The organism is Streptomyces sp. R11 (assembly GCF_041051905.1).
In the GTDB taxonomy this organism is placed as follows: domain Bacteria; phylum Actinomycetota; class Actinomycetes; order Streptomycetales; family Streptomycetaceae; genus Streptomyces.
The window spans coordinates 6,955,807-6,979,809 of the sequence record NZ_CP163432.1; the positions used below are offsets into that span (position 1 = coordinate 6,955,807).

Annotated in this window: 18 protein-coding genes and 2 pseudogenes; 10 read left to right on the forward strand and 10 right to left on the reverse strand. The window is 70.2% G+C overall.

The genetic code is table 11. From position 1 onward, the window contains the following. The first annotated feature begins 328 nt into the window (after positions 1-328). Positions 329-730 carry a hypothetical protein gene (locus AB5J55_RS32080; RefSeq protein ID WP_369273946.1) on the forward strand — a complete coding sequence of 134 codons (402 nt, stop codon included), beginning with the start codon at positions 329-331 and terminating at the stop codon, positions 728-730. 19 nt (positions 731-749) lie between these two features. On the opposite strand, the pseudogene AB5J55_RS32085 reads toward AB5J55_RS32080, so the two are convergent. Next, positions 750-1,559: pseudogene (locus AB5J55_RS32085) on the reverse strand (IS5 family transposase). 731 nt (positions 1,560-2,290) lie between these two features. Here AB5J55_RS32085 and AB5J55_RS32090 point away from each other — a divergent pair. Further along, positions 2,291-2,641, forward strand: a complete 351-nt coding sequence (locus AB5J55_RS32090) for a hypothetical protein (RefSeq protein ID WP_366718468.1) — start codon at positions 2,291-2,293, stop codon at positions 2,639-2,641. Positions 2,642-2,679: 38 nt separating this feature from the next. On the opposite strand, the pseudogene AB5J55_RS32095 reads toward AB5J55_RS32090, so the two are convergent. Further along, positions 2,680-4,337: pseudogene (locus tag AB5J55_RS32095) on the reverse strand (IS1182 family transposase). Positions 4,338-4,590: 253 nt separating this feature from the next. Between AB5J55_RS32095 and AB5J55_RS32100 the strand changes: the two are divergent. Beyond that, positions 4,591-6,066, forward strand: coding sequence for a 3' terminal RNA ribose 2'-O-methyltransferase Hen1 (locus AB5J55_RS32100; protein ID WP_369273947.1), 1,476 nt, complete (start codon positions 4,591-4,593; stop codon positions 6,064-6,066). After that, on the forward strand, positions 6,063-8,612 hold the full coding sequence (locus AB5J55_RS32105) for a polynucleotide kinase-phosphatase (RefSeq protein WP_369273948.1): 2,550 nt from the start codon (positions 6,063-6,065) through the stop codon (positions 8,610-8,612). Before AB5J55_RS32100 ends, AB5J55_RS32105 begins: the two co-directional genes overlap by 4 nt. Before the next feature lie 15 nt (positions 8,613-8,627). Here the strand turns inward: AB5J55_RS32105 and AB5J55_RS32110 are convergent, their stop codons facing one another. Together AB5J55_RS32110 and AB5J55_RS32115 are read right to left on the reverse strand one after the other, a co-directional pair. Continuing rightward, positions 8,628-9,527 carry a hypothetical protein gene (locus AB5J55_RS32110; protein WP_369273949.1) on the reverse strand — a complete coding sequence of 300 codons (900 nt, stop codon included), beginning with the start codon at positions 9,525-9,527 and terminating at the stop codon, positions 8,628-8,630. Continuing rightward, positions 9,524-10,561: an SPFH domain-containing protein gene (locus AB5J55_RS32115; protein ID WP_369273950.1), complete on the reverse strand. Its 1,038-nt coding sequence runs from the start codon at positions 10,559-10,561 to the stop codon at positions 9,524-9,526. Before AB5J55_RS32115 ends, AB5J55_RS32110 begins: the two co-directional genes overlap by 4 nt. Positions 10,562-10,682: 121 nt before the next feature. On the opposite strand from AB5J55_RS32115, the gene AB5J55_RS32120 reads away from it, so the two are divergent. Both AB5J55_RS32120 and argF read left to right on the forward strand, forming a co-directional pair. Further along, complete coding sequence (locus tag AB5J55_RS32120) at positions 10,683-11,906, forward strand: arginine deiminase (RefSeq protein WP_369273951.1); 1,224 nt, start codon at positions 10,683-10,685, stop codon at positions 11,904-11,906. A gap of 80 nt (positions 11,907-11,986) precedes the next feature. Further along, complete coding sequence (argF, locus tag AB5J55_RS32125; RefSeq protein WP_369273952.1) at positions 11,987-12,994, forward strand: ornithine carbamoyltransferase; 1,008 nt, start codon at positions 11,987-11,989, stop codon at positions 12,992-12,994. Between the two features lie 5 nt (positions 12,995-12,999). On the opposite strand, the gene AB5J55_RS32130 is transcribed toward argF, so the two are convergent. Next, positions 13,000-13,452, reverse strand: coding sequence for an ATP-binding protein (locus AB5J55_RS32130; RefSeq protein ID WP_369273953.1), 453 nt, complete (start codon positions 13,450-13,452; stop codon positions 13,000-13,002). Positions 13,453-13,771: 319 nt separating this feature from the next. Between AB5J55_RS32130 and AB5J55_RS32135 the strand changes: the two genes are divergently transcribed. After that, positions 13,772-14,599 carry an enoyl-CoA hydratase family protein gene (locus tag AB5J55_RS32135; protein WP_369273954.1) on the forward strand — a complete coding sequence of 276 codons (828 nt, stop codon included), beginning with the start codon at positions 13,772-13,774 and terminating at the stop codon, positions 14,597-14,599. After that, positions 14,584-16,974, forward strand: coding sequence for a bifunctional salicylyl-CoA 5-hydroxylase/oxidoreductase (locus AB5J55_RS32140; protein WP_369273955.1), 2,391 nt, complete (start codon positions 14,584-14,586; stop codon positions 16,972-16,974). The genes AB5J55_RS32135 and AB5J55_RS32140 overlap by 16 nt, the downstream gene beginning before the upstream one ends. Here AB5J55_RS32140 and AB5J55_RS32145 read toward each other — a convergent pair. The 5 genes from AB5J55_RS32145 to AB5J55_RS32165 all read right to left on the reverse strand — a co-directional run bounded on the left by AB5J55_RS32145 (position 16,958) and on the right by AB5J55_RS32165 (position 22,222). Then, positions 16,958-18,169, reverse strand: a complete 1,212-nt coding sequence (locus tag AB5J55_RS32145) for a sulfate adenylyltransferase subunit 1 (protein ID WP_369273956.1) — start codon at positions 18,167-18,169, stop codon at positions 16,958-16,960. The genes AB5J55_RS32140 and AB5J55_RS32145 overlap by 17 nt on opposite strands. Before the next feature lie 2 nt (positions 18,170-18,171). Further along, positions 18,172-19,089 (reverse strand): sulfate adenylyltransferase subunit CysD, encoded by a 918-nt coding sequence (cysD, locus tag AB5J55_RS32150; RefSeq protein WP_369273957.1) that lies wholly within the window; start codon positions 19,087-19,089, stop codon positions 18,172-18,174. Continuing rightward, positions 19,086-19,652: an adenylyl-sulfate kinase gene (gene cysC / locus AB5J55_RS32155; protein ID WP_369273958.1), complete on the reverse strand. Its 567-nt coding sequence runs from the start codon at positions 19,650-19,652 to the stop codon at positions 19,086-19,088. Before cysC ends, cysD begins: the two co-directional genes overlap by 4 nt. Positions 19,653-19,780: 128 nt before the next feature. Continuing rightward, on the reverse strand, positions 19,781-20,593 hold the full coding sequence (locus AB5J55_RS32160) for a PaaX family transcriptional regulator C-terminal domain-containing protein (protein ID WP_369273959.1): 813 nt from the start codon (positions 20,591-20,593) through the stop codon (positions 19,781-19,783). Between the two features lie 15 nt (positions 20,594-20,608). Continuing rightward, positions 20,609-22,222 (reverse strand): AMP-binding protein, encoded by a 1,614-nt coding sequence (locus AB5J55_RS32165; protein ID WP_369273960.1) that lies wholly within the window; start codon positions 22,220-22,222, stop codon positions 20,609-20,611. A gap of 188 nt (positions 22,223-22,410) precedes the next feature. Here AB5J55_RS32165 and AB5J55_RS32170 point away from each other — a divergent pair, with 188 nt between their 5' ends. Next, positions 22,411-23,601: an acyl-CoA dehydrogenase family protein gene (locus AB5J55_RS32170; RefSeq protein WP_369273961.1), complete on the forward strand. Its 1,191-nt coding sequence runs from the start codon at positions 22,411-22,413 to the stop codon at positions 23,599-23,601. Next, a complete protein-coding gene (locus AB5J55_RS32175; protein ID WP_369273962.1) occupies positions 23,598-23,996 on the forward strand; it encodes a RidA family protein in 399 nt (132 codons plus the stop codon). The genes AB5J55_RS32170 and AB5J55_RS32175 overlap by 4 nt, the downstream gene beginning before the upstream one ends. Positions 23,997-24,003: the final 7 nt, after the last annotated feature.

Genomic DNA, 24,003 nt, shown 5'->3' on the forward strand with positions numbered 1-24,003 from the left:
GGTGCCGGTGTCGTTACAGGCCCAGGAAGAACGATGTCAGCCGCGTGGCTGCGGGGTTCGGCGGCGGCGCGCACGTGCAGCACAGGCAACCGCTGACGCTGGGGCTCGGTCTGCCTGAAGGCATAGAGACTGGATCCGCCGCAAGACCACAACAAAGGCCATCGTCATCTGCGGGAGTCGGCATCGCAGAGAGATCGGCATACTGCCGCCCGCCCTTAGAGCTCGTAACACGATCATGCGCCCCAGTCCCAGTAGTCGTGTCGTGGTGGAGCGTGGGAGCGTGGCCCCTGGATTGTGGGCGATGGCCTGTATGGGGAAGCGGGACTGGATGAGCGTGGTGTGGGCGGCGACGTCGCCGGAATCGGGACTGTTCGATCCGGTTGAGAGACGCACGGAGGTGAAGGATCTGTCAGATCGCTTCAACGACCTGCGTTCCTGTGGCCAGGGATACGTCGAGGTTCGGTCACCGAACAGGGAGTTCCCGGTGCTGACCCTGGCCTTCCGAGATGATCACGCGGTCGTTCACCTGATGAGTGACACCGAGCGGATGTCTCTGCTCGTAGGAGACGGCACCGCGCCCTCGGGTGCTGAGGTCGAAGTCCCGATCATGGACGACCTCGCCGCGTTCACGGGCGACTTTGTCCTGGATACAGATCGGGCGTGGGACCTGGTGCACGACTTCACGCAGACGCGGGCGGCCGGCCCCCTGGGTGAGTGGTGTGAGTTGTAGCCAAAAGCTCGTGACGCGATCATGATCGGTTCTTCTTGAGGCGTCTCCAGCAGATGAGGCTGCAGGCCAATGAGACGAAGGCGTCGTGGAGTTCGGTGCGGCGTTCCCAGCGGACGGCTAGGCGTTTGAACTGATGGAGCAGGGCGAAGGTCTGCTCGACGACGTAGCGGAAGTTTGCCCAGGCCCTTGATGTTCGGGTCGCCTTTGCGGGAGATGACCGGCAGGATCCGCCGCTTGCGCAGCTCTTTGCGGTGGGGCTTGGAGTCGTAGCCCTTGTCCCCGAGCAGCGCATCGGGGCGGCGGCGTGGCCGGCCGGGGCGCCCGGCCACCGGCGGGATGCCGTCGACCAGGGCGAGGGTCTGGGTGACGTCGTTGACGTTCGCCGCGGTGGTGATGACCTTGAGCGGGGTGCCGCGTCCGTCGCAGATCAAGTGGTGCTTGCTGCCCGTCCTCCGGCGGTCGACCGGTGACGGACCGGTGTCGGCTCCCCCTTTTTCGCGCGGATGTGGGAGCCGTCCACACACGCCCTCGACCAGTCGAGTTCGCCGGCCGCATTCAGCTCGGCAAGCAGAATGCGGTGCAGCCGGTCGAAGACCCCAGCCTGCTGCCACCTCTCCAGACGCCGCCAGCAGGTCTGTCCGGAGCCGAACCCCAGCTCCAAGGGCAGCAGTTGCCAGGCTATGTCGTTGTGGAGCACGTACAGGATGCCCTGCAGACACAGCCGGTCCGCCACCGGCCGAGGCCCCGGAGATCGCTCCGGCCAGGGCGGCAACAGCGGCTCGATCAGCGTCCACAAGTCGTCATCCACGATCCACGGCCGAGCACTCACACCCTCCCGAACGGCCGAATCGTCACATCGGTCACGCCCGGCCAGGACACCTCAACAAGATCGTGTTACGAGCTCTTACTGGCGACGAGGAGAAATTGGCGTCATGTCGACTGCGGTGACTGAATCGAAGCCTTCACAAATGACGCAAAGCAATACATGAGCGACGGCGCCGAAACCCGGAGCGGCTTAATCCTCCCTTTCCCCCGCCCGCGTGGCCCATTGGAATAGATCTTGAACGGGCCGCCGAGGCAGGAGGAATTGTGCATATTCTGCGAAAGTTCTTCATCGGTATTGCTGCAGTGTCCATGGCTGCGGTAGGGGTGATTAGCTCGCCAGCACAGGCGACGCCGATGCCTGCGGTTTCTCAAGCGATCGATGCCGGGCAAGTTGCAGAGCCGGCCGCCACAGGAAAGTGGAGGATCCGGGTCTCATTCTTTGGGCGAGCGGGCGAGGACATCCCTCTGCGGCAGGGGGACGCGAACTTCGGATGGGTGCACATCCAAGACAGGCACCCCATGAATGAGACGTCCTTGAACGGATTCATAGATCAAACGCTGGACAATGGCAGGTACGGGCGGCCCCAGGATGGCAAGGTGACCGTCAGGTACCTCACCCCGTCCGGATGGTTCAGGGTAGTCTTCACAGAACGAGAGGACGATCGATCCGGCGACGGTCGCCCCGTAGGCATCATCACTGCTTTCATGGAGTGATCTTCGAAAGGAGGCGGAATCTTGGTAGAGCGTGAGCCGCACGGTGGACTTGATCCGCAGGAATGGCTCGCCGGGTTTCAGGATTCCGCGGAGGCGAGGCTTCGTGGCCAGTTTGCCTCAGAAGAGGACGCTGGCTCTCTGTACAGCCTAGCGCTTGAAAACCGCGAGGACGGCGTTTGGGCGATCGCAACTTTTGCCATGCGTTCGGTTCAGGGTGTTAGATTCATTCGCAGCCAGCGCGTGATGCCCGACTTGAGTTCTGAGTGGGATCCAGATTTTGCGGCCATGCTGTTCGAGACACACTTGATTGAGTGGTTTCACGTGGACGCTAAACGTAAGACACCGGATTCCACCGGTACGGTGCGAAACTAGCGCTGTCGACATTTTCGGCAAATCCGGCCCGCTGACTTCTAATCGGCGGGCCGGAGGGCTGCCAGGCGTGATGTGCGAGTGCAGGCTCGCGGGACGCCGGTCCACCAGGCGTTGAGGCGGTGAAAGTTCATCGCAGTAGCGGTGAGCTGGTGCTGCAGCTGGGCCTTCGCCAAGCCGTGATACCGGCATCGCCGCAGGCCGAGAGCTCGAACTCCCTGGGAGATCGTGCCTTCGACACCGGCCCTGTGCGCGTACTGCTCCTTCCACTCCTGGGTGCCTTCCTGAGCCCGCGCCTGCTGGATCACCTCATACTCGGCCCGCGGGCGGAGAGTGATCCGGCGCCCCATATCCGACTTGCTGTTGGAACGGGTGCACTGCTCTCGGGCTCTGCAGGGACGGCAGGCAGCCATCGGGAACCGTGCCCGGACCACGGCCCTACCTTCCTGAGAGCGATCTTCGACCCATCGGCTGCTGGTCGCACCGTTGGGGCAGGTCACTTGGCGATTCTCCCAGTCGATGGTGAAGTCGGCCTGCGAGAAGCCGCCGCCGTCTTGGTCTGCCAGCTGGTGGCTGCGAGGATCGGGCCCACCAGGTTGACCTTGTGGTCCCGGCGGGCGGTGACCACTTCCCGGGCTGTCGCGTAGCCGGCGTCGACCAAGTGCTCGTCTGGCAGGAGGTCGCGCTCGGCGAGGTGAGCATGGATCGGGGCGACCAGGCGCACGTCTTGGACGGTGGAGTCGGTCGTGGCGACATACGTGATCAGGTTCGGGCTGTCCGGCTCGCAGGTTTCGGTGAGGTGGACCTTGTAGCCGTCCCAGAAGGTGCCGCGCTTCACACTCCCGCGCGCGTCGGTGTCGTAGGGCGTGACCAGCCGGTCCGCGCCTGGCGGGCGGTCTTTCAGGTCCCGGCGGCGGACCTGCCCGTCATCGACGAAATACTGCTGGATCCACATCTGCCGCAGGCTCTGGACCCGGTCGAGCAGCCGTAGGGACGCGGGAGCGCCCGGCCCGTGCAGGGCCGCCAGCAGCCCTAGTCCGTCGGCGCCGATCTGCTCGATCAGCTCAGCCTGTTTGGCCTTCCCCTTGGGCAGGCGGGTGTCTTCGAACCGGATCGCGTACCGGTCGAACCAGTCGGACGGAACCCACTCGGCCAGCCACTCCGGCTCCCGTGCGGCCACGCTGTTCAACGCGGCCCGCAGGGTCTCACCGAGCCGCACCAGCCCCTTGATCTGCCGCGCGGCGGACAGCACGATCGTGGAGTCCGTGCGGGCACGGCCGCCGGCCTTGAGCAGGCCGTGCTCCGCGGCGGCCTCAAGGACCCTGTCCAGGAGCTGGATCCCGGCGTCTCCCGTGATCAGCCGGTCCCTGAACTCGGTGAGCACCGAGTGGTCGAACCCCGGATCGGCCAGCTCCAGCCCGAGGAGGTACTTCCAGTCCAGCCGCCCGCGAACCGCGTCCGCGGCCTGCCGGTCCGAGAGCCCCTCGGCGAACTGCATGACCGACACCAGCGCCAGCCTGCCCGGCGACCATGCCGGCTTTCCCCTGCTCGGGTACAGCCCGGCGAAGTCTGCGTCCTGGAACAGCTCGCCCAGCTCATCACGGATCCGCATCGCCAGGCTGCCCTTCGGGAACGCCGCCCGCGCCACCCGGGCCGTCTCCTCAGGAACCCCGTCGACCTGCCTGGCGTGCAACGACACCGACACCCTCCCCAAACATAACGTCGGCCTTCACGACCACAACGGGTCATGAAGGCCGACGTCACGTTCAGCCCCCTGGATTCGCCAACAGTGTCGCATGACTTCCGGGGGCCGTCGTGGGTTCCCACGTCACACCCTGGGAGCGGGCGGGAACGGGTGGGGCGAAAAACCCGGGTGGTCGCGGCGTGCGCTCTGTACGTTGTACGGGCGGCGCACATGCGCAGCTCAGACCCTATCCAAAGGCCAACCCACCGTGTTCCTGACCATCACTGCCACCGGCACCCCAGAACGCCCAGCCACCGATCTCGGCTTCCTGTTGCACAAGCATCCCGAGAAGGCGCAGGCGTTCTCCACGTCCTACGGCAAGGCGCACGTCCTCTACCCGGAGGCCGACGCCGAGCGCTGCACGGCGGCGCTGCTGTTGGAGGTCGACGCGGTGGCACTGGTCCGGCGCGGCAAGGGCAAGGGGCGGGGCGGCGCGCCCGACGCGGCGCTCGCGCAGTACGTCAACGACCGGCCGTACGCCGCCTCCTCGCTGCTCGCTGTCGCGCTCAGCGGTGTGTTCTCCAGCGCGATGCGGGGCGTGTGCAACGCGCGGCCGGACCTGCCGGCTCAGCCGCGGCCGCTGCGGATCGAGGTGCCCGCGCTTCCGGCCCGGGGCGGCCCCGAGCTCGTACGGCGGCTGTTCGAGCCGCTCGGCTGGGCGGTGACCGCCGAACCCGTGCCGCTGGACGTCCAGTTCCCGGAGTGGGGCGATTCACGGTACGTGCGGCTCGTGCTGGAGTCGGAGGCGCTGACCCTCGCCGAGGCACTGCGTCACCTCTATGTGCTGCTCCCTGTCCTCGACGACGCCAAGCACTACTGGGTCTCCTCCGAGGAGGTCGACAAGCTGCTGCGGGCCGGTGAGGGCTGGCTGGCGGAGCACCCGGAGCAGAAGCTGATCACCAGCCGGTATCTGTCGCGCCGCTGGTCCCTGACCCGGCAGGCGATGGAGCGGCTGGAGCTGGTCCGGCTCGCGGAGGCCGACGACAGCGAGGTCGAGGACATCGACAACGCCGTCGGGGCGGAGAGCGAGGCCGAGGAGAAGCCGACGCCGCTCGCCGTGCAGCGCCGGGACGCGATCATGGCCGCGCTCAAGGCGTCCGGTGCCGCGCGCGTGCTCGATCTCGGATGCGGGCAGGGGCAGTTGGTGCAGGCGCTGCTCAAGGACCCGGCGTACACCGAGATCGTCGGTGTGGACGTGTCGATGCGGGCGCTGACCATCGCCGGGCGGCGGTTGAAGCTGGACCGGATGGGGGAGCGGCAGGCCTCGCGCGTGCAGCTGTTCCAGAGCTCGCTCGCCTACACCGACAGCCGCCTCAAGGGCTACGACGCCGCCGTGCTCAGCGAGGTCATCGAGCACCTCGACCTGCCGCGGCTGCCCGCGCTGGAGTACGCGGTGTTCGGCTCCGCGCGTCCCCGGACGGTGCTGGTGACCACCCCGAACGTCGAGTACAACGTCCGCTGGGAGTCCCTCCCGGCCGGCCACGTCCGGCACGGCGACCACCGGTTCGAGTGGACGCGCGAGGAGTTCCGGTCGTGGGCACAGGCGGTGGCCGAACGGCACGGGTACGGCGTGGAGTTCGTACCGGTCGGGCCGGACGACCCGGAGGTGGGCCCGCCCACACAGATGGCCGTGTTCGGCATGAAGAGCAGTGTGAACGACGAGAAGGAGGCGAAGGCGGCATGAGCGAGACCACCCAGGCGACCAAGGGACGGGTCCTGCCCGTCACCGATCTCTCCCTCGTCGTGCTCGTCGGCGCCTCCGGTTCCGGCAAGTCGACCTTCGCCCGCCGGCACTTCAAGCCGACGGAGGTCATCTCCTCCGACTTCTGCCGCGGCCTGGTCTCCGACGACGAGAACGACCAGAGCGCGACCCGGGACGCCTTCGACGTCCTGCACTACATCGCGGGCAAGCGCCTGGCGGCCGGCCGCCGCACGGTCGTCGACGCCACCAGCGTGCAGCAGGACAGCCGACGGCAGCTGATCGAGCTGGCCAGGCAGTACGACGTGCTGCCGATAGCCATCGTGCTCGACGTGCCGGAGGACGTGTGCGCGGAGCGCAACGCGGGCCGCACCGACCGGGCCGACATGCCGCGCCGGGTCATCCAGCGGCACACCCGTGAACTCCGCCGGTCCCTGCGGCACCTGGAGCGCGAGGGCTTCCGCAAGGTGCATGTCCTGCGAGGGGTGGACGATGTCGAGAGCGCGTGCGTCGTCACCGAGAAGCGCTTCAACGACCTCACCCACCTCACCGGCCCGTTCGACATCGTCGGCGACATCCACGGCTGTGCCTCCGAACTGGAGTCGCTGCTCGGCAAGCTGGGCTACGTCGACGGCGTGCACCCGGACGGCCGTACCGCCGTCTTCGTCGGCGACCTCGTCGACCGCGGCCCGGACAGCCCGGGCGTGCTGCGCCGCGTGATGTCGATGGTGAAGTCGGGCAACGCGCTGTGCGTGCCGGGCAACCACGAGAACAAGTACGGCCGCTACCTCAAGGGCCGCAAGGTGCAGCACACGCACGGACTCGCCGAGACCATCGAGCAGATGGAGGGCGCGAGTGAGGAGTTCCGCGCCGAAGTAAGGGAGTTCATCGACGGGCTCGTCAGCCACTACGTCCTCGACGGCGGCCGGCTCGTGGTGTGCCACGCCGGTCTGCCGGAGAAGTACCACGGTCGCACGTCGGGGCGGGTGCGCTCGCACGCGCTGTACGGCGACACCACCGGGGAGACCGACGAGTTCGGGCTGCCGGTGCGCTACCCGTGGGCCGAGGACTACCGGGGCCGCGCGGCTGTGGTGTACGGCCACACCCCGGTGCCCGAGGCCACCTGGCTGAACAACACCATCTGCCTGGACACCGGTGCCGTCTTCGGCGGCAAGCTGACCGCGCTGCGCTGGCCGGAGCGGGAACTGGTCGACGTACCGGCCGAGCAGGTCTGGTACGAGCCGGCCAAGCCGCTGCGGACGGAGGCACCGGGCGGGCACGACGGACGGCCGCTCGACCTCAACGACGTCCACGGGCGCCGGGTGGTCGAGACACGGCACGCCGGGCGGGTGTCGGTCCGTGAGGAGAACGCGGCCGCGGCCCTGGAGGTCATGAGCCGCTTCGCCGTCGACCCGCGCCTGCTGCCCTACCTCCCGCCGACCATGGCCCCCACGGCGACCAGCCACGCCGAGGGCTACCTGGAGCACCCGGCGGAGGCCTTCGCGCAGTACGCGGCGGACGGTGTCGAGCGGGTCGTGTGCGAGGAGAAGCACATGGGCTCGCGGGCCGTGGCGCTGGTGTGCCGGGACGCGGAGGCCGCTCGCAAGAGGTTCGGGGTGGACGGTCCCACCGGGTCGCTGTACACCCGCACCGGTCGCCCGTTCTTCGACGACGAGTCGGTGACGGAGACGATCCTGGAGCGGCTCCGTACGGCGGTCGGCGAGGCCGGTGTCTGGGACGACCTCGAGACCGACTGGCTGCTGCTCGACGCCGAGTTGATGCCGTGGTCGCTGAAGGCGCACGGTCTGCTGCGGTCGCAGTACGCCGCGGTCGGCGCCGCCTCCGGGGCCGTGTTCCCGGGCGCGCTCGCCGCACTGGAGGGCGCTGCCGGGCGCGGCGTCGACGTGTCGGACCTGCTCGCCCGCCAGCGCGGGCGGGCGTCGGACGCCGCGGCGTTCACGGAGGCGTACCGCCGTTACTGCTGGACCACGGACGGCCTGGACGGCGTACGCCTGGCACCGTTCCAGATCCTGGCGGTCCAGGGCCGCAGCCTGGCCGCGCTCCCGCACAACGAGCAGCTCGCCCTTCTCGACCGGCTGGTGGAGCACGACAGCACCGGCCTGCTGCAGACCACCCGGCGCCTCTACGTCGACACCGGTGACCCGGAGTCGGTGCAGGCCGGCGTCGACTGGTGGCTGGAGATGACGGGCCGCGGCGGCGAGGGCATGGTCGTCAAGCCGCTCGGTGCGGTGGTTCGCAGCGGGGAAGGGCGACTGGTCCAGCCCGGGATCAAGTGCCGGGGCCGCGAGTACCTGCGGATCATCTACGGTCCCGAGTACACGCGGCCGGACAACCTGGCCCGGCTGCGGCAGCGGTTCCTCAACCACAAGCGGTCCCTCGCCATCCGCGAGTACGCGCTGGGCCTCGAGGCCCTGGATCGGCTGGCCGGGGGCGAGCCGCTGTGGCGGGTGCACGAGGCGGTGTTCGGGGTGCTGGCGCTGGAGTCGGAGCCGGTGGACCCGCGGCTGTGAACCGAGGGAGCGGCTTCAGCCGACCAGCCGGAGCCGCTCCCGGCACACGCCGACCCGGACCGTCTGGCCCCAGGTCAACTCGACCGCGTCCGTCTCCATCCCGTCCCCGAAGGCGACGAGCCGCTCGGACTCGACGGTGAGGTGGAGACGGGACGCGGCGGCGAGTTCCCCCGCCACCTGCGACGTACCGGTGGCCGGGGACGGCCAGGCCTCGCGGACGTACCAGAGCAGGCGTTCCTCCGTCGGGGAGGGCAGCCGCAGCCGCCCTCCCCGCTCCTGCCACACCGACCGGATCCAGCCGGTCGCCCCCGTCCCGGTGCCGATCAGCACCCCGGACGAGGCCTGGGCCTCGACGACACCCCCGTCGTCCTCCAGGCCCAGGCGGTATCGGGCCGTCTGGTGTCCGACGGCGCCCAGGTAGATCTCGTTCAGCGCCACGAGCCGCTGGGTGTCGTCGGCCACGGCCTCGACCATGGTGAGTTCGTCGAAGGCGCCCCTTCCGGATTGCGCCGCGGTGAGCAGCGGGCCGGTGTTCTCGGGGCGGTGGCGCACCAGGACGCCCGGGTTGCGGCCGGGGTCGGAGTCGATGCCCAACACCGGTTGCCCGGCCAGGTACTTGGCCACGTTCGCGACCAGGCCGTCCTGCCCGACCACGACCACCACGTCCTCCGGGGCGAACAAGAACCGGTCCAAGTCGGCCCGTTCGACGCGCGTTTGACGCCACGTCAGGGGAACCGCCGAGGTCACCTCCGCCAGGGCCTGGCGCGTCCGGTGGTGGCGTTCGGCGACCTCCGCGATGTCCCGGCCCCGGGAGGCGAGGAAGAAGGCGGCCTGGCCGTGCGTGCCGTGCCGGGCCACCAACTCCTCGTACTCCGTGGTGCGATGGACGAGGACGACCCGGGGAGCGAGGCTCATTCCCGCTCCTGCGTACCGAGCCTGGCGAGCAGCCCCGTCAGCACGTCCGGCGACACCGTCACGCTGTCGATCCGCGGCAGGTTCTCCGCGAGCCGCGTCCCGGTGAGGGCGTGCAGCGTCGCCACGTCCACTTCGCCGTGCACCCGCAGCCAGGCCGCCTGCGCCTGCGCCCGCGCTTCACCGACCTCGCGTGCTCCTTCGGCCTCCGCCCGGGCCAGCCGTACGGAACGAGCCGCCTCGGCTTCGGCCAGCCGTACCGTCCGTGCCGCCTCCGCCTCGGCCCGGACCGCGTCGGCTGCCGCGTGCTCCTCGGCCTCCCGCCGCGCGTTGGTGCCCCGCTGGTCCACCAACTGCTCCTCGCGGCGGGCGAGTTCGATCTGGCTTGCCAGTTCGTTCTCGGCGATCGCGCGTTCCCGCTCGACGGCCACCGCCCGGCGCTCGTACGTCGCCCGGTCCGCCTCCTGCTGGATCTGCTCGCGGGCCGGGGTGCGCAGCGCCCGCTCCACCTCCGGTTCGGGTCGCAGTGCCATGACGCGTACGGCGACCACCTCGATGCCCGTCGACGGGAGCCGCGGCTCGCCGGCCAGGCCCGTCGCGATCCGCTCCCGCACCGCCGTCACGCCGTCCACCAGCGCCGCCGACAGCGGCGTCCGGGACAGGACGTCCAGCGCGTGCTGCTGGGCCGTCTCCGTCAGGAGCGTCCCCAACTGCTCCAGCGGCGTGCCCCGCCACGCGCCCGTGTCCGGGTCGATGGAGAAGTCCAGGCGCGACGCGGCCACCGCCGGGTCGCTGATCCGGTAGGTGACCGTCGCCTGTACGGCCACGTCCTGGAAGTCGGACGTACGGGCATGGAAGGTCATCGCCAACTCCCGGTCATCGACCGGCACTTCGGACAGTGCGGCGGTCAGCGCCCGGAACCAGAAGCTGAGCCCGGGGCCGTCGTGCAGCAGCCTGCCGCCGCGGTGGTGGCGGATGTGCGCCGTGGGCGCGCCGCGCAGATGGCGCCAGCCGAGGCGCCGGGTGATGTCGGCCATGGGACCCCCTCGCTTTTCGTCATGTAGACGATAATCGTGATACCTGCTTGTCGTCAAGGGGACGAAAACGGAAACGGTCAAGCGGGGGGTGAACCCGGTCGGCGATGGTCAGGATGAAGGCATGGGATTCCATGTCGACTCCGAGGCCGGGCGCCTGCGCCGCGTCATCCTGCACCGGCCCGATCTCGAGCTCAAGAGGCTCACCCCCAGCAACAAGGACGCCCTGCTCTTCGACGACGTGCTGTGGGTGCGCCGGGCGCGCGCCGAGCACGACGGGTTCGCCGACGTACTGCGCGACCGCGGGGTCACCGTCCACCTGTTCGGCGACCTGCTCACCGAGGCCCTGGAGATCCCGGCGGCCCGGAAGCTCGTCCTGGACAGGGTCTTCGACGAGAAGGAGTACGGGGTGCTGGCCACCGACCACCTCCGTGCGGCCTTCGAGGGCCTGCCCTCGCCCGAACTGGCCGAAGCCCTCGTCGGCGGTATGACCAAAAGGGAGTTCCTGGAGGCGCACCCCGAGCCGATCTCCGTGCGCTTCCACGTCATGGAGCTGGACGACTTCCTCCTCGCGCCCCTGCCCAACCACCTCTTCACCCGGGACACCTCCGCCTGGATCTACGACGGCGTCTCCGTCAACGCCATGCGCTGGCCCGCCCGGCAGCGCGAGACGGTCCACTTCGAGGCGATCTACCGGCATCACCCGCTGTTCCGTGACGAGACGTTCCACGTCTGGTCCGAGGGGCAGGCCGACTACCCCTCCACCATCGAGGGCGGGGACGTCCTCGTGATCGGCAGCGGGGCCGTGCTCATCGGGATGAGTGAGCGGACCACGCCCCAGGCCGTCGAGATGCTCGCCCACAAGCTGTTCGCCGCCGGGTCGGCGCAGACGATCGTGGCGCTCGACATGCCCAAGCGGCGCGCCCTCATGCATCTCGACACCGTGATGACGATGGTCGACGGCGACGTCTTCACCCAGTACGCCGGGCTCGGCATGCTCCGCTCGTACACCATCGAACCGGGCGCCGGCGACAAGGAGCTCAAGGTCACCGACCACCCGCCGGAGCACATGCACCGCGCGATCGCCGCCGCGCTCGGCCTCAGTGAGATCCGCGTCCTGACCGCGACCCAGGACGTCCACGCGGCCGAGCGCGAGCAGTGGGACGACGGCTGCAACGTGCTGGCGGTCGAGCCGGGTGTCGTCGTCGCATACGAGCGGAACTCCACCACCAACACACATCTGCGCAAGCAGGGCATCGAGGTGATCGAGATCCCGGGGAGCGAGCTGGGGCGGGGGAGAGGCGGGCCGCGGTGCATGAGCTGTCCGGTCGAGCGCGAGGCCGTATAGACCGAGAGCTGGCTGTATAGAAATGCCTATGGTCGTATAGACTTCCAAGGTCCCTGTTCACGTACCTCTGGAGCGCCCCCATGGCGACTGTCCCGACCGCCCTCGCCGGCCGCCACTTCCTCAAGGAGCTCGACTTCACCGGGCAGGAGTTCCTCGGGCTGGTCGAGCTGGCCGCCGAGCTGAAGGCCGCCAAGAAGGCCGGGGCCGAGACGCAGTACCTGCGGGGCCGGAACATCGCGCTGATCTTCGAGAAGACCTCGACGCGCACGCGCTGCGCGTTCGAGGTCGCGGCCGCCGACCAGGGCGCCTCGACGACGTACCTCGACCCGTCGGGCTCGCAGATCGGCCACAAGGAGTCCGTGAAGGACACCGCGCGCGTGCTGGGGCGGATGTACGACGGGATCGAGTACCGCGGGGACAGCCAGGCGAACGTGGAGGAGCTGGCGGCGTACGCGGGCGTGCCCGTCTTCAACGGTCTGACCGACGACTGGCATCCGACGCAGATGCTGGCCGACGTGCTGACGATGACGGAGCACAGCGGCAAGCCCCCGAAGGAGATCGCCTTCGCCTACCTGGGCGACGCCCGCTTCAACATGGGCAACTCGTACCTGATCACCGGGGCGCTGCTCGGCATGGATGTGCGGATCGTCGCCCCCCAGGCGTACTGGCCCGCCCGGACGGTCATCGAGCAGGCCCTCAAGCTCGCCGAGGCCAGCGGGGCCCGCATCACGATCACGGAGAAGGTCGACGAGGGGGTCCTCGGGGCGGACTTCGTCGCCACCGACGTCTGGGTCTCCATGGGGGAGCCCAAGCAGGTGTGGGACGAGCGGATCGCCGCGCTGGCTCCGTATGCCGTGACCATGGACGTGCTGCGGGCCACCGGGAACCCCGCCGTGAAGTTCCTCCACTGTCTGCCGGCGTTCCACGACCTGGGCACAAAGGTGGGCCGCGAGATCTTCGAGCGGCACGGCCTGGAGTCGCTGGAGGTCACGGACGAGGTCTTCGAGTCGGCGCACTCCGTCGTTTTCGACGAGGCGGAGAACCGGATGCACACGATCAAGGCGGTTCTGGTGGCGACCCTGGCCTGAGGCGGTTACAGCGGGCGGCGCTGAGCCGGCACGACCGGCAGTCTGAACCAGACCGCCTTGCCGGAGCCCGTCGGGCGGTGGCCGCAGGACGAGCTCAGGGTGCGGATCAGTAGAAGGCCTCGGCCGTGCTCCTGCCAGGGGTCGGGCTCGCCCTTGGTGGGGCGGGTCAGGTCGCCGGGCGGGGCCGGGTCCGGGTCGTGGACCTCGACCTGGCAGCCGGACGGCAGCAGCTCCACGACCAGCTCTATGGGGCCGTCGCCCGCGGTGTGCTCCACGGCGTTCGCGACCAGCTCCGCCGTGAGCAGCTCCGCGGTGTCGCTGTCGGCGGCGTGCTCCAGCTCGGCCAGCGCCGTACGGACCAGGGCACGCGCGACGGGCACGGCCGCGACCGTGTGCGGCAGCGCGATGCGCCAGGAGGCGGAGGCTGAGGGGCGATCTTGCAAGGCGGGTCCGTTCATGAGCAGGCTGACCTGCTTTCAACCTTATGAATGGTACGGCGCCACCCGGTGAAGGGCCTCCGAAGGGCACCGTTCGGAACCTTCGGCCCCGACTGCTGGGCGACTTACCCAGGTGAACGGCCGCCCTCGCGCGGTTGATCCCGTCGTTACGGGGGTGTCGACGAGCCGTGACGGATGTGACGGAGCAAGGTCACACCCGGTTGGCTTATTGCGTGCTCGTGACGACAGTCAAAGTTGGGTGATAGCTTCGAAGGGTAGAGCTCGGAGGGCAGAGCTCAGCGAGGCAGTGCCCGCCGTCCGCCCGAGGAGGCCGCACGTCATGAGTCCCTTCACCGGCTCCGCCGCCCGCACCCCCGACTGGAAACATCTGCGGGTCGAGCATGCCGACGGCGTCGCCACCGTCACCCTCGCCCGCCCCGAGAAACTCAACGCGCTCACCTTCGGTGCCTACGCCGACCTGCGGGATCTGCTCGCCGAGCTGTCCCGGGAGCGGGCGGTGCGGGCTCTGGTGCTGGCCGGCGAGGGCCGCGGTTTCTGCTCCGGCGGCGACGTCGACGAGATCATCGGTGCGACCCTGGCCATGGACACCGCCCAGCTCCTCGACTTCAACCGGATGACCGGGCAGGTCGTGCGGGCGGTACGGGAGTGCCCGTTCCCGGTGATCGCGGCGGTGCACGGGGTGGCGGCCGGGGCCGGGGCGGTACTGGCACTCGCGGCCGACTTCCGGGTCGCCGACCCCACCGCCCGCTTTGCCTTCCTCTTCACCCGGGTCGGCCTGTCCGGCGGTGACATGGGCGCCGCGTACCTGCTGCCCCGGATCGTCGGCCTCGGGCACGCCACCCGGCTGCTGATGCTGGGCGAACCGGTCCGGGCACCGGAGGCCGAGCGCATCGGCCTGATCAGCGAACTGGCGGAGGAGGGGAGCGCGGATGAGGCCGCACAGGCACTCGCCCGCCGCCTGGCCGAGGGCCCGGCCCTGGCGTACGCCCAGACAAAGGCACTGCTGACGGCCGAGCTGGACATGCCACTGGCGGCATCGGTGGAGATGGACGCGTCGACGCAGGCCCTGCTGATGAACGGAGAGGACTACGCGGAGTTCCACGCGGCCTTCACGGAGAAGCGCCCGCCCAAATGGAGGGGGCGGTGACTGTGCCGACCAAAGGGGCGCGGGGCTGTACTGAATCTGCGGCTACCGCCGCGTGGGCGCGACCAGCCACATCGGACGGGCAGCCGCCCACATCGAATGACCACCCCCAACGAGTCGCGATCATCGGCGGAGGCCCGGGAGGGCTGTACGCGGCGGCGTTGCTGAAACGCCTCGACCCCACCCGAGAAATCACCGTCTGGGAACGCAACGCCCCCGACGACACCTTCGGCTTCGGAGTGGTCCTCTCCGACGAAACCCTCGGCGGAATCGAACACGCCGACCCCACGGTCTACGCCGCGCTCCAGACGCACTTCACCCGCTGGGACGACATCGACATCGTCCACCGCAACACCCGCCAGACCTCCGGAGGACACGGCTTCGCGGCACTCGGCAGAAAGCGCCTCCTGGAGATCCTCCACGACCGCTGCCGCACCCTCGGCGTGGAGCTCCGCTTCCGCGCGGAGGCCCCGGACCCGGCCTCGCTGGCAGAGACGTACGACCTCGTCATCGCCGCAGACGGTGTGAACAGCACCACCCGCGAGGCCTACGCCCATGTGTTCCGCCCCCATGTGGCCACCCACCGCTGCCGCTACATCTGGCTGGCCGCCGACTTCGCCTTCGACGCCTTCCGCTTCGAGATCGCCGAGACCGAGCACGGCGTGATGCAGCTGCACGGCTACCCCTACGCGCCCGATGCCTCCACCGTCATCGTCGAGATGCACGAGGACGTGTGGCGAGCCGCCGGATTCGACGAGCTCGACGAGCAGGAGTCGACCGCCCGCTGCGCCAAGATCTTCGCGGACGCCCTCGGCGGACGGTCCCTCAAGTCCAACAAGTCGGCATGGACCATCTTCCGCACGGTCGTCAACGAGCGCTGGTCGCACGACAACGTCGTCCTGCTCGGCGACGCCGCCCACACCGCCCACTTCTCCATCGGCTCCGGCACCAAGCTGGCCGTCGAGGACGCCCTCGCGCTCGCCGCCTGCCTGGAGGAACAGCCCGACATCCCCGGCGCGTTGAGGGCGTACGAGGAGGAGCGCAAGCCCGTGGTGGCCTCCACGCAGCGCGCCGCACGCGCCAGCCTGGAGTGGTTCGAGAACCTCGGCCTCTACCTCGACCAGCCGCCGCGCCAGTTCGCCTTCAACCTCCTCACCCGCAGCCGCCGCGTCACGCACGACAACCTGCGCCTGCGTGACGCCGGTTTCACCGAGGCCGTGGAGCGCGACTTCGGCTGCCCGGCCGGCACGCCCCCGATGTTCACCCCGTTCCGACTGCGCGGCCTGACCCTGCGCAACCGGGTCGTCGTGTCCCCGATGGACATGTACTCGGCCACCGACGGCGTCCCCGGCGACTTCCACCTCGTCCACCTCGGCGCCCGCGCCCTCGGCGGCGCCGGCCTGGTGATGACCGAGATGGTGTGCGTCAGCCCGGAGGGCCGGATCACCCCCGGCTGCACCGGCCTCTACACCGGCAAGCAGGGCGAGGCCTGGCGGCGGATCGTCCAGTTCGTGCACGCACAGGCACCCGGCACCGCGATCGGCGTGCAGCTCGGCCACAGCGGGCGCAAGGGCTCGACCAGGCTCATGTGGGAGGGCATCGACGAGCCCCTGGAGGACGGCAACTGGCCGCTCGTGGCCCCGTCCCCGCTCCCCTACAAGCAGTACAGCCAGACCCCGCGCGAGGTGACCCGGTCCCAACTCACCGACATTCGCGAGCAGTTCACCGCAGCGGCCTGGCGCGCCGCCCGCGCCGGATTCGACCTCCTCGAACTCCACTGCGCGCACGGCTACCTGCTCTCCGGCTTCCTGTCCCCGCTGACCAACCAGCGCACCGACGCCTACGGCGGCTCCCTGGAGAAACGGCTCCGCTTCCCGCTCGAGGTCTTCAACGCCGTCCGGGCCGTCTGGCCGGAGGAACGACCCATGACCGTACGTATCTCCGCCACGGACTGGGCCGAGGGTGGGACCACGGCCGAGGACGCCGTGGAGATCGCCCGCGCCTTCGCCGCGCACGGCGCCGACGCGATCGACGTGTCGACCGGACAGGTCGTGGCCGACGAGCAGCCGGAGTACGGGCGGTCGTACCAGACGCCGTACGCGGACCGGATCCGCCATGCCACTCGCCTGCCGGTGATCGCGGTGGGTGCGATCTCCTCCTGGGACGACGTCAACTCCCTGATCCTGGCGGGCCGCACGGACCTGTGCGCCCTCGCCCGCCCCCACCTCTACGACCCGCACTGGACCCTGCACGCGGCGGCCGAGCAGGACTACGACGGCCCGGGTGTCGTCTGGCCGGCGCCGTACCGGGCGGGCAGCCGCCGTCCGCAGACGGGGCGCACGGACGCGCCCAAACCCCGGCTCAGTCTGGGGAGTTGAACTCGGCCATACCGGCGGTCAGCGTCGCGCCGTCCGCCGGGTCGATCAGGATGAACGCGCCGGTGCGCCGGGAGACGGCGTAATCGTCGAGGACGAGCGGCTCGGCGGTGCGCAGGGTGATCCGGCCCAGGTCGTTGGCCCTCAACTCGGCTGCCCCACCGAGGTCCTTGACAACGGCCTTCACGGTTCGGGTGGTGTGCCGGACCAGTACCCGGTCGCCGACCCTCAGCGGGTGGTCGGCCAGGTGGCACGCGGTCGCCCGGACGTCCCGGGTGAGCGCCGGGACATCGACGCCCGTGGTGATCAGATCGCCGCGCGAGACGTCCCGCTGGTCGGCGAGGCGCACGCTGATCGACTGCGGCGCGTACGCCACGCCGACGTCCCGGCCGAGTACGTCGATGCCGGTGATCTCGGACATCGCGCCGGACGGGTGCACGGTCACCCGGTCGCCGACCCGCAGCGACCCGGAGGCCAGCTGACCCGCGCAGTACCGGACCTCGCCGTGGCGGATCACGTACTGCACCGGGAAGCGGGCAGGGGCGTCGGCGGGATCGGTGCCGACCGGGACGTTCTCCAGGAACTCCAGGAGCGCAGGGCCGTCGTACCAGTCCATGTGGGCCGAGCGCTCCACGACGTTGTCCCCGACGAGTGCCGAGACCGGGATCGGAGTGAAGCCGGGCAGCCCCAACTCGGCCGCGTGGCCTGCGAAGTCCTCGACGATCGCGTCGAACGCCCGCTCCCCGTAGCCGACCAGGTCCGTCTTGTTGACGGCGAGGACCGCATGGGGAACCCGCAGCAGGGCGGCCACGGCGGCGTGCCGGCGGGTCTGCGCGACGACGCCGTTGCGGGCGTCGACGAGGATGATGGCCAGGTCGGCGGTGGAGGCGCCGGTGACCATGTTGCGGGTGTACTGCACGTGGCCCGGGGTGTCGGCGACGATGAACCGGCGCCGCGGGGTGGCGAAGTAGCGGTAGGCCACGTCGATGGTGATGCCCTGCTCGCGCTCGGCGCGCAGGCCGTCGGTGAGCAGTGCGAGGTCGGGGGTGTCCTGGCCGCGGTTGCGGGAGGCGTGCTCCACGGCCTCCAGCTGGTCGGCAAGGACTGCTTTCGAGTCGTGCAACAGGCGTCCGACGAGAGTCGACTTGCCGTCGTCGACGGACCCCGCGGTGGCGAACCGAAGCGTGTTCACGGCCATGCTCAGAAGTACCCTTCGCGCTTACGGTCTTCCATCGCGGCCTCGGACAGCTTGTCGTCGGCGCGGGTCGCGCCGCGCTCGGTCAGCCGGGAGGCGGCGATCTCGGTGATCACTTTCTCGATGGTGTCGGCGTCGGAGTCCACCGCGCCGGTGCAGGACATGTCGCCGACCGTGCGATACCGGACCTGACGCTTCTCGACGACCTCGTGCTCGCGGGCCCCGCCCCACTCACCCGCCGTCAGCCACATGCCGCTCCGCCGGAACACCTCACGCCGATGGGCGTAGTAGATGTCCGGCAGCTCGATGCCCTCGCGGGCGATGTACTGCCACACGTCCAGCTCGGTCCAGTTGGACAGCGGGAAGACGCGGACGTGTTCGCCGGGCGCGTGGCGGCCGTTGTAGAGGTTCCACAGCTCGGGCCGCTGGCGGCGCGGGTCCCACTGCGAGAACTCGTCCCGCAGGCTGAACACCCGTTCCTTGGCCCGTGCCTTCTCCTCGTCCCGGCGCCCGCCGCCGAAGACCGCGTCGAACCTCTCGCTCTGGATCTTCTCCGTCAGCGGCACCGTCTGCAGCGGATTCCGTGTCCCGTCTGGCCGTTCGCGCAACACACCCCGGTCGATGTAGTCCTGTACGGAGGCCACATGGAGGCGGAGCCCATGTGCGGCCACCACACGGTCCCGGTAGTCGATGACCTCGGGGAAGTTGTGCCCGGTGTCGACGTGCAGCAGCGTGAACGGGATCGCCGCGGGAGCGAACGCCTTCAGCGCCAGGTGCAGCATGACGATGGAGTCCTTGCCGCCGGAGAACAGGATCACCGGCCGCTCGAACTCTCCCGCCACCTCACGGAAGATGTGGACGGCCTCGGACTCCAGCGCGTCCAGGTGGGAGAGGGCGAACCCGTTCACACCGAACCCGCTCACACCAGCCCCCGCTCCGCCAGTACGGCGTAGACGGCGGCGACCGACTCCTGGGGCGTCTGGAGCTGTGTGGGAAGGACGAGGGAGGGGTCCTCGGGCGGCTCGTACGGATCGTCGACGCCGGTCAGCCCGGACAGCTGCCCTGCGGCCTGCCGGGCGTACAGCCCCTTCACGTCCCGCTCGCCGCACACCTCCACCGGAGTGGCCACATGCACCTCGATGTACGGCGTCCCGCTCGCCTCGTGCCGCTTGCGCACCGCCTCGCGGCTGTCGGCGTACGGCGCGATGACCGGGACGACGGACAGCACGCCGTTGCGTGCGAGCACCTCCGAGACCAGCCCGATGCGTTGCACGTTGGTGTTCCGGTCCGCCCGCGAGAAGCCGAGGCCCGCGGAGAGGAAGCGGCGGATCTCGTCGCCGTCGAGGACCTCCACGCGATGTCCCTCGGCCTTCAGGCGGTCACCGAGCCGACGGGCGATGGTCGTCTTGCCCGCGCTCGGCAGCCCGGTGAGCCAGACGGTGGCCCCCTGAGCCCTTGGGCCTGCCTTTCGGGCCGTGGTGGTCATGCGCAACAGTCCTCATCCCTCACTCCGCGTCCTACCTCGCGACGACCCCATGGACGCTAGGTAAGAAAGTTGAGAGGAGACGCAGAGGAACCTGAGGGTTCCGTTAGTGGCTCATGGTGCGCCCGAGGTCACAGACCGGCGAACACCGCTCCCGCGTCCCGAAGACGCTCGTGCAGTCCCCGGAAGACGGCGGCCGAGCGCGCGCCCGGCCAGTCCGCCGGCAGCAGCCGGGCGGGCAGGCCGGGGTCGGTGTAGGGGAGGTGGCGCCAGGAGTCCAGGGCGAGGAGATAGTCGCGGTACGCCTCCTCGGGTGAGGTGTCCTGCCGCTGCTCCCAGTCGTGCAGCACCCCCGCGTGGCGGTCGAGGAAGGCGTCGTGCTCCTTGGCGATCGCGGCCAGGTCCCACCAGCGGGCGACGGCCTCGGCGGTCGGCGTGAAGCCGAGATGCTCGCCGCGGAAGAAGTCGACGTACCCCTCCAGGCGCAGCCGCTGAAGGGTGTGCCGGGCCTCCTCGTAGAGCCGCGCCGGCGCGATCCACACGCCCGGAGCGGCCGTCCCGTAGCCGAGGCCGGCCAGCCGGGAGCGCAGCACATGGCGCTTCTGCCGCTCCGACTCCGGCACCGAGAACACCGCGAGCACCCAGCCCTCGTCCTCGGGCGGCGCGGTGGCGTAGATGCGCCGGTCGCCGTCGTCGAGCAACTGGCGGGCGTCCGGGGAGAGTTCGTAGCCCGCCGCGCCCTGGGCCGTGCGGGCCGGCAGCAGCAGCCCGCGCCGCTTGAGCCGCGACACCGACGAACGTACCGAAGGAGCGTCCACGCCGACCGCGGCCAGCAGTCTGATCAGCTCGGCGACCGGCACCGGGCCGGGCATGAAGCGGCCGTAGGCGCCGTAGAGCGTGACGATGAGAGACCGTGGTGCATGCTGGTCGGACACGTTGATCATCTTAGGTCGTGCGGATCACTGCTGGTCACCCGGCGGGTCCCCACCGTCGCGCAAACGGAAGCGCTGGAGCTTGCCGGTCGCGGTGCGCGGCAGCGCGTCCAGGAAGACGATCTCGCGCGGGCACTTGTACGGCGCCAGCTCGGCCTTGACGAACGTGCGGAGCGCCTCCGGGTCCTGGTGCGCACCCTCCCTGAGCACCGCGTATGCCACCACGACGTGTCCGCGCGCCTCGTCGGGCCGCCCCACGACCGCCGCTTCCAGCACGTCGGGGTGGCGCAGGAGCGCCTCTTCGACCTCCGGGCCCGCGATGTTGTAACCGGCCGAGATGATCATGTCGTCCGCGCGGGCGACGTAGCGGAAGTAGCCGTCACTCTCCCGGACGTAGGTGTCGCCGGTGATGTTCCAGCCGTGACGCACGTACTCGCGCTGCCGGGGATCGGCGAGATAGCGGCAGCCGACGGGTCCGCGCACGGCGAGCAGCCCGGGCTCCCCGTCGGGCATCTCCTGGCCCTCGTGGTCGACCACGCGCGCGTGCCACCCCGGTACCGGAACCCCCGTCGTCCCGGGCCTGATGTGCTCGTCGGCCGCGGAGATGAAGATGTGCAGCAGCTCGGTGGCGCCGATGCCGTTGATGACGCGCAGCCCGGTCCGCTCCTGCCAGGCCTGCCAGGTGGCGGCGGGCAGGTTCTCGCCCGCCGAGACGCAGCGGCGCAGTGAGGAGACGTCGTGCGAGTCGAGTTCGTCGAGCATCGCGCGGTACGCCGTCGGCGCGGTGAACAGCACGGACACCCGGTGCTCGGCGATCGCGGGCAGCAACTGCTTGGGGCCGGCCTGTTCGAGGAGCAGGGAGCTGGCGCCGGCCCGCATCGGGAAGATCACGAGTCCGCCGAGGCCGAAGGTGAAGCCGAGTGGGGGACTGCCGGCGAAGACATCGCCCACATGTGGTTGCAGCACATGTTCCGAGAAGGTGTCGGCTATCGCGAGCACATCCCGGTGGAAGTGCATACAGCCCTTGGGCCGTCCGGTGGTGCCGGAGGTGAAGGCGATGAGGGCCACGTCATCGGCCGCGGTGTCGGCGGCGGCGTACGGCGTGTCGGGCGCCGGGCGGTGCAGCAGGTCGTCGGGGGCGTCGCCGCCGTACGTCGCGATCCGCAGCCCGGGTATCTCGGCCTTGGCGAGGTCGTCGACGGCGCGGATGTCGCACAGCGCGTGCCGCACCTCGGCTATCTCGCACATGGTCCTCAGCTCGTGCGGCCGCTGCTGGGCCAGCACGGTGACGGCGACCGCGCCCGCCTTCAGCACCGCCAGCCAGCAGGCGGCCAGCCAGGGCGTGGTCGGGCCGCGCAGCAGCACCCGGTTGCCCGGGACGACGCCGAGGTCGCCGGTGAGCACATGCGCGAGCCGGTCGACGCGGGCACGCAGTGTGCCGTACGTCCATGTGTCGCCGGACGGGGTGTGGAACACGGGGTGCTCGTCGGGCGGACCGGCGAGCAACTCGGCTGCGGCGTTGAGCCGATCGGGGTAGTCCAGCCCCGGCAGGTCGAAGCGGAGCTCGGGCCACTGGTCGGGCGGTGGCAGATGCTCGCGGGCGAAGGTGTCGACGTGGGCGGAGCGGTGCAGACCGGCCATGGCGGTTCGCCCCCTTGCCTTGTGGGCTGCCTGTGGGCGTCGTGGTGGGCTGGGGCCTGTTGCAGGCCCTGTGCGGGTCCCAGCACAGGGAGCGTATCGTGTTGGTGACGACAGTCAATGGTGCGCGATATCGTCGAGGAGGTCCGTCGAGAGGGTCCGTCGCGCACGGCCCCGCAGGGAGGTCGGCAATGCCCGCATTCTCGCTCGATCCGGCGCAAACCGCCTGGTGTGCCGAGCTGCGCACCCTGGCCGCCGAACGGCTGAGCCCGCTCGCGGAGAAGGGCGAACCCGGGCACGTCAATCGCGCGCTGGTCGCCGAGCTAGGTCAACTGGGGCTGCTGGGGCGGCTGTTCAGCGCCGGGGCGGTCGACCTGTGCCTGATGCGCGAGTCCCTCGCCTACACCTGCACGGAGGCGGAGACCGCACTCGCCCTCCAGGGCCTGGGCGCGCATCCCGTCCACGCCTACGGCACCCCGGCCCAGCGGGAGCGCTGGCTGCCCCGGGTGGCCGAGGGCAGCGCGGTGGCCGCCTTCGCGCTGAGCGAGCCGGGCGCCGGGTCGGACGCGGCGGCGCTGGAGCTGCGCGCCGAACGGGACACCTCGCGGCCGGGAGGGCCGGGGGAGGCGCCGGGCACTTCGGTCGCCGCCGAACCCGACGGCCCCGCCCGCTGGCGCCTCACCGGTGAGAAGTGCTGGATCTCCAACGCCCCCGAGGCCGACTTCTACACCGTCTTCGCCCGCACCACCCCCGGCGCCGGCGCCCGTGGCGTCACCGCCTTCCTGGTCCCCGCCGAACGACCCGGCCTCACCGGAGCGGGCCTCGACATGCTGTCCCCGCACCCCATCGGCGCCCTCGACTTCGACGCCGTCCCCGTCACCGCCGACGACGTCCTGGGTGAGCACGACCGCGGCTTCCGGGTCGCGATGGGCACCCTCAACCTCTTCCGGCCGAGCGTCGGTGCCTTCGCCGTCGGCATGGCACAGGCGGCGCTGGACGCGACGCTGGCCCACACCGCACAACGGGACGCGTTCGGCGGCAAGTTGAAGGACCTTCAGACGGTCGCCCACCAGGTGGCCGAGATGGCCCTGCGCACCGAGGCGGCCCGTCTGATGGTGTACGCGGCGGCGACGGCGTACGACGAAGGTGCCCCGGACGTCCCGAAGCGCGCGGCGATGGCGAAGCTGCTGGCGACGGAGACGGCGCAGTATGTCGTCGACACGGCGGTCCAGTTGCACGGTGCCCGCGCCCTGCGCCGCGGCCATCTGCTCGAGCACCTCTACCGCGAGGTGCGTGCCCCGCGCGTCTACGAAGGCGCCAGCGAGGTCCAACGCGGCATCATCGCCAAGGAGTTGTTCGCGAACATGGAGGCCGGTCAGTGAGTACCGAGCGTGTCAACCCGCCCGATCTGTCCCCGCCCGCCGGCTTCTCCCACGCGGTCGTCGCCACCGGATCCCGGGTCGTGTTCCTGGCCGGGCAGACCGCGCTCGACACCGACGGCAAGGTGGTGGGGGAGACGTTGCCGGAGCAGTTCGAGCGGGCGCTCACCAATCTGCTGGACGCGCTGGCGGCGGCCGGCGGCACCCCGGCCGACCTCGCGCGGGTCACCGTCTATGCCACGGACGTGGCGGCGTATCGTGCCCAGGTCGCCGAACTCGGCCGAATCTGGCGCCGGTTGGCGGGACGGGACTATCCGGCGATGGCGGTCGTCGAGGTCGTGCGCCTCTGGGACGAGGAGGCCATGGTGGAACTGGACGGGTTCGCGGTACTGCCGTAGGCCGTGC

Coding starts and splice junctions, on each gene's coding strand:
- AB5J55_RS32165 (WP_369273960.1), bottom strand. CDS start 22,222: ATGGCCGGTCTGCACCGCTCCGCCCACGTCGACACCTTCGCCCGCGAG.
- argF (WP_369273952.1), top strand. CDS start 11,987: ATGGCGACTGTCCCGACCGCCCTCGCCGGCCGCCACTTCCTCAAGGAG.
- AB5J55_RS32170 (WP_369273961.1), top strand. CDS start 22,411: ATGCCCGCATTCTCGCTCGATCCGGCGCAAACCGCCTGGTGTGCCGAG.
- AB5J55_RS32145 (WP_369273956.1), bottom strand. CDS start 18,169: ATGGCCGTGAACACGCTTCGGTTCGCCACCGCGGGGTCCGTCGACGAC.
- AB5J55_RS32120 (WP_369273951.1), top strand. CDS start 10,683: ATGGGATTCCATGTCGACTCCGAGGCCGGGCGCCTGCGCCGCGTCATC.
- AB5J55_RS32140 (WP_369273955.1), top strand. CDS start 14,584: ATGGAGGGGGCGGTGACTGTGCCGACCAAAGGGGCGCGGGGCTGTACT.
- AB5J55_RS32160 (WP_369273959.1), bottom strand. CDS start 20,593: ATGATCAACGTGTCCGACCAGCATGCACCACGGTCTCTCATCGTCACG.
- cysC (WP_369273958.1), bottom strand. CDS start 19,652: ATGACCACCACGGCCCGAAAGGCAGGCCCAAGGGCTCAGGGGGCCACC.
- AB5J55_RS32110 (WP_369273949.1), bottom strand. CDS start 9,527: ATGAGCCTCGCTCCCCGGGTCGTCCTCGTCCATCGCACCACGGAGTAC.
- AB5J55_RS32135 (WP_369273954.1), top strand. CDS start 13,772: ATGAGTCCCTTCACCGGCTCCGCCGCCCGCACCCCCGACTGGAAACAT.
- AB5J55_RS32130 (WP_369273953.1), bottom strand. CDS start 13,452: ATGAACGGACCCGCCTTGCAAGATCGCCCCTCAGCCTCCGCCTCCTGG.
- AB5J55_RS32115 (WP_369273950.1), bottom strand. CDS start 10,561: ATGGCCGACATCACCCGGCGCCTCGGCTGGCGCCATCTGCGCGGCGCG.
- AB5J55_RS32105 (WP_369273948.1), top strand. CDS start 6,063: ATGAGCGAGACCACCCAGGCGACCAAGGGACGGGTCCTGCCCGTCACC.
- AB5J55_RS32080 (WP_369273946.1), top strand. CDS start 329: ATGAGCGTGGTGTGGGCGGCGACGTCGCCGGAATCGGGACTGTTCGAT.